The following is a 9,289-nucleotide window of genomic DNA, read 5'->3' as shown; positions in this document are numbered from 1 at the left end:
TTCTCCCTGGTGGTGGCGCTGGTGGTGACGACCGCGATCCGCACGGTGGGGATTTTGCTCGTGACCGCGCTTCTCGTGATCCCGGCCGCCGCCGCGCGCAACATCGCCCGGGGAGCCGGTGCGGCGTTCCGCCTCTCCGTGGCGATCGCCGTCCTCTCCGCGGTTTCCGGCCTCGTCGCCTCCTATTATCTCGACACGGCGACCGGCGCCACGGTCGTCCTTGCCGCTTCGTCCTGCTTCGCGCTGACCACGGTCGCCCGGGCCGTTCGCGGGGGCGGGAGGTGAGGGTGGGGCGGCGGTGCGCGACGGTCCGCGGGCCGATCTTTCCCGTTGCATCGGGCCGAGAAGGATTCCTATAATCTCCCCCTGTCCCACGGATTCCAAACCCACACCATCGGAGGCGGTATGAAGCTGAAAGGATCCCGCACGGAGAAGAACCTCATGGCGGCGTTCGCGGGCGAGTCGCAGGCGCGGAACCGGTACACCTTCTACGCGGGGGTCGCGTCGAAGGAAGGGCTCGAGGGAATCGCGTCGATCTTCCTCGAGACGGCGGAGCACGAGAAGATGCACGCGAAACGGTATTTCGACCAACTGGAGGGGTTCGACGTGGAGATCCAGGCCGGGTACCCGAGCCGGATCGGAGACACCCTGGTGAACCTCGAAGCCGCGGCCGGCGGGGAGCGGGAGGAGTGGACGAACATCTACCCCTCCTTCGCCAGGACGGCGGACGAAGAGGGGTTCGGGGTCGCGGCGGCGATCTTCCGGGGGATCGCCGGAGTGGAGGCGCACCACGAACAGCGGTATCGGCGTCTCTTCGATCTGGTCCGGTCCGGGTCGATCTACAAGCGCGAGAAGCCGGCCCGCTGGAAGTGCGCCCGGTGCGGTCACGTCCACGAAGGGACGGAGGCGCCCGGACGGTGCCCGGTCTGCGCGCACCCGCAGGGGTGGTTCATGGCGGTCGAGGCCAACTACTAGGATTTCAAGGAAAAGGGCCGGCGGTCCGCTTCCGGACCGCCGGCCCTTTTCGCGTCGCGCCGGGGGGGCTTCCCCCCCTCAATTCACTGCGGGTTCTCGAAGCGGGCCTTCTCCTTCGCCATCGCCTCGCGCCCGGCGTCGTACGCCGCCTTGATCACCGACCGCTCCTCGTCGATGAACCCTTCCACCTTCTGCTTCACGTCCCCGGTCCACTCGTCCGCCTTCCGCTTCAGGTCCCCCGCCAGCCCGCCGATCTTCTCGCGGGCCTCGCGGCCGGAAACCGGCGCGTAGAGCAGGGCCAGGCCCGCCCCGATCATTCCCCCGGCAAGGAACGCCAGCAGGATCCCGCCGGAGCCGGAACAGCACCTTTCGTCGCTCATTTCCTCTCCTCCTTTCGGACCAGCCTCTCAAGGATGTGGGACGTCGCCGCCTTGACTCCCGCGAGCACCGAGGCGGTGTTCACCAGCAAGGGGGACACGGCGTGGTCGAGAACCTTCGTCGCCACGTCCACCGACCCCCGCAGCGCGCGGACCCCCTCGGTGAAGTGCGTCACGTTCGACACGCCCTTTTCCACGTCGGACAGGATCTCCCGGACGACCGCGTTGGTCTTCCGCAGGTCCTCCGCCGTCATTTCGAACTGGCGCAACGACTCGTCGAGGCGGCTCGCCATCCGATCCACGCTTCTGCGGATCGAGAGGAGGGCGACGGAGAGGACCGCCACGAGGACCACGGCCGCCGCGGCGAGCGCGATGAAGAGAACCGACTGCGCGTCCAAGAGGCCACCTCCGGGAACTTCCGTTGGAATATCCGAATCCCCCGTTCCCCCATAAAATACATTAAACGGGGCCGCCGCCGCAATCGGTCCACCGGAAACGGTAAAATAGGTCGACGGACGGAACCGGGACGCCGCGGGGCGTGTCGGATACCAGGGAGAGGCGTTGGGAAATCCGGGGGAAATGGGCCAGGCGGCCGACCTGCTGGTGGAGGCGTTCCGGAACGGGGCGCCGGGCGCGTTCGACGCCATCGTCCGCGCGCACCAGGACCGGGTCTACTCGTTCTGCGCGAGGATGCTCTCGGATCGGGAAGAGGGGCTGGACGCGGCGCAGGAGGTGTTCCTCTCGGCCTGGAAAAACTTACGGGAGTTCCGGGGGGAGGCGGCCCTCTCCACCTGGCTGCTCCGGATCGCCGCGAACCGTTGCCTGAACCGGATCCGCCAGCGGAAGACGATCGCCGGGCGGGAAGCTCCGTGGCCGGATGTCGAGGGCGACGGGAACGGACCCGTCTTCCAGCCGGCCGGCGGGGAGGAGACCCTCCCGCAACGGATCGCGCAGAACCGGGAGCTGCGGTCGATCCTCCTCGCGGCGCTGTCCCGGCTCGACGAACAGTCCCGGTGGATGGTCCTCCTGTCGGACGTCGAGGGGTTCTCGTACGAGGAGATCGCCGGACTGGCCGAGGTCCCGGTGGGAACCGTGAAATCGCGCCTCCACCGGGCGCGGATGGCGCTGCGGAAGATGCTCGCGGCGGTGGCATGAGGGTGGAGCCGATGGATTGCACGGAAACGCAGAAAAGACTGTCGGAGTTCCGGGACGGCCTCCTCCCGTCCTCCGATGCGGAGGCCGTTTCCGCCCACCTGTCGGCATGCGCGGAGTGCGCCTCCGTCGCGGAATCCCTGGACGTCCTTCGGGATCGGCTTCGGGGACTGGCGCCCGACCCCGCTCCCCCCGAGCTGCGGGCCCGCGTGCGGGCGGCGATCGGGGCGGAAGCGGGCGGGATCCCCGGGAGCGCCGGGCCGCGCGGCGCGGGCGCCCGCCCGTACTTCTCCCGGCGCTGGCTCCCTCTCGAGGCCGCGGCGGCCGTCCTCCTGTTCGCCTCCGTGTACTGGTACCAGAGGACCCAACCGCCGGATGCGACCGCCCCGCCGCCCCCCTCCGCCGTGGAGAAGCCCGCGCCCTCCGCTTCGGAAAAAAGCGCGCCGGATACGGTGCGGCCGCGGGAAACCGCGGACCGCCGGGACCCCCGTGCACCTCGCGCATCCGCCGGGGAAAGCGTCCGGTTCGTTCCGGAGGGTGGGACGGGGGCCCGCTACGCGGGGAAACCAGGCGAGGAAGCCGCGCCGTCGAAGATGCCGAAGGCCCGGGACTGGTCTCCCGCCGACCTTCCGGCGGCCCCCGCCGTCCGGGCCAGCACCGATTCGGGGCGGATCGTGCCGGCGACGGTCGCGCCTCCACCGCCGCAGGATCGGGAGACGGCGGCTTCCGCCTCCGCCGGAATCGACGGGAAGCGGGTCGCGGAAGCGGAAGGAATGCGGAAGGCGCAGGAAGGACGAGCGCTCGCCGCCCCGCCGTCACGGCTTCTCCGGCCGGTGCCGTACGGAAGGGAGGTCTTGCTGGAGGTGGGAGCGGGGCAACGGGACGGCGTCGAGGAGCGGATCGCCGCGGCCGCGCGGCGGCTGGGCGGGGGGTCCGAATCTCCGGACCGGGCATCCGCGGGAGTGGCGGAAGGCGCCGCCGCGGTCCGGGTCCTCCTGCCGGAGCCTTCGGCGGCGGCGTTCCTCGAGGAGCTCGGCCGCCTCGGGACGATCCCGCCCGAGGGGAGGCCCGCAGCGATCGACACGCCCGCCGGCCCCCGCGCCGGAACCGTTGCCTACACGGTCCGCATACGAGTACGGTGACAACTGGCGGCTCCGCTCAGCCCCTCCCTGCTCCGTACACTCCCGGTAACGGCGCGGAGTGACGCAGCGGGGGGTTCCTCGGAGGGGGCGTATGGAGCGAGGCGGAAATTGCGTCGAGCGGAATCCGCAGTGAGCGGGCGAAGGTCGCGAACGTCCCCGAGAGGAAGCCCCCCGCGAGGAACGAAGCGACACCGGCGAGGAGTGTGCAGAGCGGGGACACCCCCCTGCTTCGTGGCGACCGTTACCGGCCCCGCAGGTACGGCTCGAAGATCTCGCGGAACTTCCGGCAGTCGTGGAACCGCAGGTACGGCATCACCTGCTCCGTGGCCTCCCGGCTCATCGGGACGAACTTCCCGCCGGCCCGCACGCACACCTTCCCGCCGTGCAGGATCTCCCCCTCGCAGAGGGCCAGCCGCCCGGCGTCCCGGACCAGCCGGCTCCGGACCTCGATCTCCGCCTCCACGGGCACCGGCGCGACGAACTTCACCGTGAGCTCCCCGGTGACGTACATGGGGTGGTGGGCCCCGAAGACGGTCGCGGCCCACCCCATCGTCTCGTCGAGCAGGGCGGCCTGCACGCCGCCGTGCGCCACGTTCCGGTACCCGTTCATGTGACGGGGAAGGGCCACGACCCCCCGGACCTCGTCTCCCTCGACGAAGAACCGGGCGCGGACCCCCGACGCGTTCTCCTCCCCGCACAGGAAGCAGCCCGACGAGTGCGGAAGGTACTCCCGGTCACCGTCCGGCACGCGCCCTCCTCCCCCGCCCGCCGTTCCACCGCGCCCCCTGGCGCGTCCCGCGGGAGGCCAGCGTGGCCGACAGGTCGGACGCCAGCTCCCGCGGCCCCTTCTCCCACCGGGGCCCGAGGAGCAGGTGCCGGGGAGCCTCTCCCATGAGCCGCATGACGGCCACCTCCGGCGAGAGACGTTCCAGGAAGTCGGCGCAGGCGGAAAGGTAGTCGTCGTACGCGGGCGTCCGGACCTTCCCGGCGTGGAACGCAGCCTCCAGGGAACTCCCCCGGACGACGTGGAAATGGTGCAGCTTGACCGCGTGCACGCCGAGCCGCGACAGGAACGGCGCGGCGGACAGGAAGCGGGTCCGCGTGTCTCCCGGCAGACCGTAGATGAGGTGCACGCCGACGTCGATCCCGCGGTCTCGCACCGCGGAGGCCGCCTCGACGAACCGTTCGACGCCGTGGCCCCGGTTCATGCGCCGGAGCACGGCGTCGGACATCGACTGCAGCCCGACCTCGACGCAGACGTACCGGTCGCGGGCGACTTCCGACAGAACGTCCAGCACTCCGCCGCCGAGGCAGTCGGGCCGCGTCCCCACCACGATCCCGGCGACGTCGGGATGGGCGAACGCCGCGCGGTACTTCCGCCGGAGCTCCTCCGGCGAGGCGTAGCTGTTGCTGAACTTCTGGAAATAGACGAGGAAGCGCCGGAACGCGTGGTGCCTTCCGGGCGACTGGATCGACCGCCGCACCTGTTCCTCGACGGGGAGCCCGGGAAACCGGATCCCCGGCGTGAACGCGTCGTTGTTGCACCAGGAACAACCGCCGACGCCGATGGTCCCGTCCCGGTTCGGGCAGGTGAACCCGCCGTCCACCGGGATCCGCACAGCCGTGCCGCCGAGACGGCGGCGCAGGTAGGAGGCGTAGTTGTGGTAGCGGAGCTCGGGATGGAGCGGCGGCAGGATCGGGGATTCCCGGATCATCGAAGGGCGTCCCGGTGCTCCATCGTCTCCCGGCGGACGGCTTCCGTGCAGGAGGGATCCCCCGACGCGCACTTCCGGAGCGCCTCGTCGAAAGCGGCCTTCGCCTCCGGGACGCGCCCAACCGCTCCCAGCAGGACGCCGAGGGTGTCCAGGAGGGGGGGCGACCGCCGCGCGGGGTCCGACAGGACGTCTTCCATGCCGCGCGTCGCCTCCTTCAGCCCGCTCCCGGAGCGGATCGCCGCCCAGGCGAGGTTGTTCGTCGCCTCGGGGTCCCCCGGCCGAAGGGCGAGGGCCTTCCCGTACTCGTCGCGCGCGGCGTCGTACCGCTTTTCCGCCAGGCGCACGTTGCCGAGGTTCACGCGGGCCCGAAAGGAGCCGCTCTCCTTTTTCAGCGCCCGCTCGTACTCCCGTGCGGCAAGCGAAAGCTCACCCTTCCCTTCGTACGCGACGCCCAGCGCCACGTGCTCGTCGGCGGAGAGCGGATCCTCGAGGACGATGAGCTTCGGCAGGCGGGAGCAGCCGGAGGCCGCCGCGAGAAGGAGCAGGAAGGCGCCGGCCAGCCGGAACGCCGCTCCCCCAGAACCCTCCCGGGTCACTTCGCGGCACCGGTGACGACGATCGAGAGCCGCCCCATCTTCTCCCACTGGGCATCGAGGGTCTCGTACGGGATGACCGCTCCCTTCGTCCGTCCGGAGTGCGCCACCACCCCTTCCGGGGCGGTGCCGTAGGCGAGGAGATAGTGCGGGCGGCTCCACACCCACATCCCCAGATCGATCAGCAGGATCACCGGCTCCCCCTCCCCGATCCGGCGGCGCACTCCCGCCATGTCGAGGTCGGCGACCTCCGCGGGCAACCCCCTCCGACGGGCGGCCGCCGCGAGGTCGGTGATGAGCGTCCCCCGGAGACCCGCCGTGCGGGTTTCCGCGGCGATCTCCCCCGTCGTGGCGTCCACCCCGTGGAATCGGAGCAGCATCGCGAGGGAGGACGGTCCGCACGTGTCCTCCTCCTGCGGAAGGAAAGGGACGCCGGGGATGATGCGCGCTCCCGGACCGCCGCTCCCGGCTTCCCCCCCCCGCGCGGCCGTTGGGCGATGCGGCGCGCATCCGGTCGAAACGAGAAGGGCGCCGCCCAGGAGCAGGGCGGCGCCCGCGAACCGGCGGAACCGGGGCATCAGCGGACGACGACTTCCTTGTTCATCAGCTTGAGGATGACGATGATGAGGATCACGAGGATCGCCAGCGCGATCAGGAACCCGAGGGCGTCGTCCGACCCCGCCGCCGCGCGATCGGTGAGCGACGCCAGCCGGTGAAGGTCCTGCGCGCTCATCGCCTTCGCCTTGGCCATCGCCTCCGATGGAGACACGCCGTAGTCCACCAGCTTCTGGACGACCAGCTTGTTCTCGAGGAACGCCTGGACCTTCGCCAGGTCCTCCGAGCGTTCCGCCGTGCCCGACAACTGCGAGGCGATGACGCCCGCCTCGGCGACCCCGCGCAGGGAACCCAGGACACCCATCCATCCGGCCATCAGGACCGCCACAAGCACGAACCATCCCGCTTTCCGCACCATCGCCATCGCCATCACCTCCGATTGTTCTTCTAGGAGCCGCGTTTTGCGAATTTCCGAACATTGTCTCAGATCCGCCGCGCCCGGGTCAACCCCGCCCGCTCCATCCCCCCGGGTACGCCCGGACGCGCCGTATCAGTCGAGCACGCGGATCGGCATCACGATCATCGGGTGGCCGGAGAAGACCAGCTTCTTCTGCACGAGGAACGCGGTCTGGTTGTGCAGGAGCTTGGTCACGAAGTTGTCCTCCTGGAACACGAGCTGCCCGGCGAAGAACACCACGTTCGGAAAATCGGCCGCCACCTCTCCGGAGAGGTGCTGGACGATCTCGATCACGTCGGTCCCCACCTGGTGCCGCGCCTCGGCGTAATACCCGTGTCCCTTCACGAACTCGACGTACTTCTTCAGCTGGCTCCCCAGGTCCGCCGTGAGGTTCTCGATCTCGGAGACCCCCTTGAACCGGCTGGTGTCCACCACCCCGGCGGAGAGGAAGACGAAGTTCCGGAACGTTCCGGGAAAGGAGCGGATGATCGAGAAGAACACGTGCATCCCGAGGCCGTTGTACCCGGACACCATGATGACCGCGGTGGGGGCCTGCCGCCGCACCATCGGCTCCTGCGCCACGGATGGGCCCGGCAGGTTCAGGAGCAGGTCGTCCAGGCGACGAAGGTGGCCCGACGCCCTCCGGTAGTGGCTCCGCACGAGGAAGCTCACCCCGACGAACGACCCCGTGATCAGCAGGGTGATCCAGCCCCCCTCGGGGAACTTCATCCAGACGGTTCCGCAGAGGATCGAGGCGGTCAGGAAGAAGCCGACGCCGTTGATCGCCAGTCCGTACCGCCACCCCGTTTCCACGCCGCGGTCCTTCCACCAGTGCATCACCATGCCGAACTGCGACAGGGAGAACGTCAGGAACACGTTGATCGAGTACATGATGACCAGGTAGCGGACGGAGCCTCCCGTTATGAAGAGCATCAGGAACGCCATCCCGCCCATGAAGTAGACGCCGTACTTGGTCACCAGCCGCTCGGAGAGGTGGGCGAACCGGTGGGGCATGTACGAATCGTTCGCCATGTTCGAGAGCACCTGCGGACCGCCGAGGAATCCGGTCTGCGCCGCCACGAAGAGAAGGACCGCCTCGGTGAAGAGGATGAAGGCGATGAGGTACCCGGCGACGGGGCCGTCGGTGAAACTCCGCACCAGTCCGCCGAAGAGAACCGCGTTCAGCGTCTTTCCGTGGACCGGGGCCACGTCGTTCAGGACGTACCCGAGGATGATCCCCCCCGCCATGAAGGCGAGGGAGAAGGAGAGGTACGCCATCGCCCGCTTTCCCGTCTGCACCCGCGGCTCCCGAAGCGTCTGCATCGAGTTGCTGACCGCCTCGATCCCGGTGTACGTCCCCGCGCCCATGGAGTACGCCCGCAGGAGGAGCGCCCCCACCCCGAACCACCCCATCTCCCGGGACGCCGAGGCGAGGTCGGAGGAGACCCGGCTTCCCACGGCGGGGAGCTCGGGAAGGTGGCGCAGGACCGCGTACAGCACCAGGGGGATGTGGGTCAGGATGAACGCGAGGAAGATGGGGGTCAGCACCACCACCGATTCCTTGACTCCGCGCAGGTTCAGCCAGATCAGCAGGAGGATGACGAAGACGATGAACGTGAACTTGTACGCCAGCCACGGCAGCGGCAGGAAGCTGAAGATGGCGTCGGCCCCGGCCGCGACCGAGATGGTGATCGTCAGGACGTAGTCGATGACGAGCGCCGACCCGGACACGACCCCCGCCTTCTCCCCCAGCAGCTTCGAGGCGACGATGTACCCTCCGCCGCCCGAGGGGAACGCCTCGATGATCTGCGAGTAGCTGGCCGAGATGATGAACACGGTGATGACCGTCGCCGCGGCGACGAAGAGCGCGAGGACGGTGTGTCCGCCCAGCGCCAGGTACGCCTCCTCCGGCCCGTACGAGGAGGAGGAGATGCCGTCCGCGCCCAGCCCCACCCAGGCGAAGAACGCGATCAGGGAGACGTTGTGGAAGATCTTCGGGTCGAAGAGGTCGCGCGGGGCGCCCAGCAGGAACCTCCGGGCGCGCTGGTACAGCGAATCCTGTGCCATGCCGTCGACGATTCCGCCGTATGGTTGGAGTGTCGTGCGAGTACCCGCGGATTATACCACCGGGGAGCCGCGGGGGAATTCCCGGGGAGCGGGACCCGGCCGGTCAGAGCACCCGGATCGGGAGGACGATCATCGGAAGCCCCGAGAAGACCAGGCGCGTCTGCGCCATGAAGGCGGTCTGGTTGTGGAGGAGGCGGGAGACCAGGTTCTCCTCGCGGAAGACGAGCTTCCCGGCGAACGCCGTGATGTTCGGGAA

The 9,289-nt window shown here is 69.5% G+C and carries 13 protein-coding genes; 4 read left to right on the top strand and 9 right to left on the bottom strand.

Going from position 1 to position 9,289, the window contains the following annotated elements:
• Together HZB86_09000 and HZB86_08995 are read left to right on the top strand one after the other, a co-directional pair.
• On the top strand, window positions 1-285 hold a 285-nt coding region (locus HZB86_09000; protein MBI5905669.1), incomplete at its 5' end, for a metal ABC transporter permease.
• 120 nt (window positions 286-405) lie between these two features.
• A complete protein-coding gene (locus tag HZB86_08995; GenBank protein ID MBI5905668.1) occupies window positions 406-975 on the top strand; it encodes a rubrerythrin family protein in 570 nt (189 codons plus the stop codon).
• Between the two features lie 83 nt (window positions 976-1,058).
• Here the strand turns inward: HZB86_08995 and HZB86_08990 are convergent, their stop codons facing one another.
• Both HZB86_08990 and HZB86_08985 read right to left on the bottom strand, forming a co-directional pair.
• On the bottom strand, window positions 1,059-1,355 hold the full coding sequence (locus HZB86_08990; protein MBI5905667.1) for a YtxH domain-containing protein: 297 nt from the start codon (window positions 1,353-1,355) through the stop codon (window positions 1,059-1,061).
• Window positions 1,352-1,750, bottom strand: coding sequence for a DUF948 domain-containing protein (locus HZB86_08985; protein ID MBI5905666.1), 399 nt, complete (start codon window positions 1,748-1,750; stop codon window positions 1,352-1,354). The genes HZB86_08990 and HZB86_08985 overlap by 4 nt, the downstream gene beginning before the upstream one ends.
• Window positions 1,751-1,913: 163 nt before the next feature.
• Here HZB86_08985 and HZB86_08980 point away from each other — a divergent pair, with 163 nt between their 5' ends.
• Together HZB86_08980 and HZB86_08975 are read left to right on the top strand one after the other, a co-directional pair.
• Window positions 1,914-2,507 (top strand): sigma-70 family RNA polymerase sigma factor, encoded by a 594-nt coding sequence (locus HZB86_08980; protein MBI5905665.1) that lies wholly within the window; start codon window positions 1,914-1,916, stop codon window positions 2,505-2,507.
• A gap of 11 nt (window positions 2,508-2,518) precedes the next feature.
• Window positions 2,519-3,646, top strand: coding sequence for a zf-HC2 domain-containing protein (locus tag HZB86_08975; GenBank protein MBI5905664.1), 1,128 nt, complete (start codon window positions 2,519-2,521; stop codon window positions 3,644-3,646).
• A 241-nt stretch (window positions 3,647-3,887) separates the two neighbouring features.
• Here the strand turns inward: HZB86_08975 and HZB86_08970 are convergent, their stop codons facing one another.
• From HZB86_08970 to HZB86_08940, 7 genes are all read right to left on the bottom strand, one after another.
• Window positions 3,888-4,394 (bottom strand): PaaI family thioesterase, encoded by a 507-nt coding sequence (locus tag HZB86_08970; protein MBI5905663.1) that lies wholly within the window; start codon window positions 4,392-4,394, stop codon window positions 3,888-3,890.
• Window positions 4,381-5,361, bottom strand: a complete 981-nt coding sequence (locus HZB86_08965) for a TIGR01212 family radical SAM protein (GenBank protein ID MBI5905662.1) — start codon at window positions 5,359-5,361, stop codon at window positions 4,381-4,383. The genes HZB86_08970 and HZB86_08965 overlap by 14 nt, the downstream gene beginning before the upstream one ends.
• On the bottom strand, window positions 5,358-5,957 hold the full coding sequence (locus HZB86_08960) for a tetratricopeptide repeat protein (GenBank protein ID MBI5905661.1): 600 nt from the start codon (window positions 5,955-5,957) through the stop codon (window positions 5,358-5,360). Before HZB86_08960 ends, HZB86_08965 begins: the two co-directional genes overlap by 4 nt.
• Window positions 5,954-6,532: a C39 family peptidase gene (locus tag HZB86_08955; protein ID MBI5905660.1), complete on the bottom strand. Its 579-nt coding sequence runs from the start codon at window positions 6,530-6,532 to the stop codon at window positions 5,954-5,956. The genes HZB86_08960 and HZB86_08955 overlap by 4 nt, the downstream gene beginning before the upstream one ends.
• Window positions 6,532-6,933, bottom strand: a complete 402-nt coding sequence (locus HZB86_08950; protein MBI5905659.1) for a PA2779 family protein — start codon at window positions 6,931-6,933, stop codon at window positions 6,532-6,534. Before HZB86_08950 ends, HZB86_08955 begins: the two co-directional genes overlap by 1 nt.
• 126 nt (window positions 6,934-7,059) lie before the next feature.
• Window positions 7,060-9,033, bottom strand: coding sequence for an amino acid permease (locus HZB86_08945; protein MBI5905658.1), 1,974 nt, complete (start codon window positions 9,031-9,033; stop codon window positions 7,060-7,062).
• A gap of 103 nt (window positions 9,034-9,136) precedes the next feature.
• On the bottom strand, window positions 9,137-9,289 hold a 153-nt coding region (locus HZB86_08940), incomplete at its 5' end, for a hypothetical protein (protein MBI5905657.1).

It is taken from the genome of Deltaproteobacteria bacterium, assembly GCA_016234845.1.
Lineage (GTDB): Bacteria > Desulfobacterota > Deferrimicrobia > Deferrimicrobiales > Deferrimicrobiaceae > JACRNP01.
The sequence above is the reverse complement of the archived record's forward strand: the minus strand, read 5'-3'. Positions and strand labels throughout refer to the sequence as shown.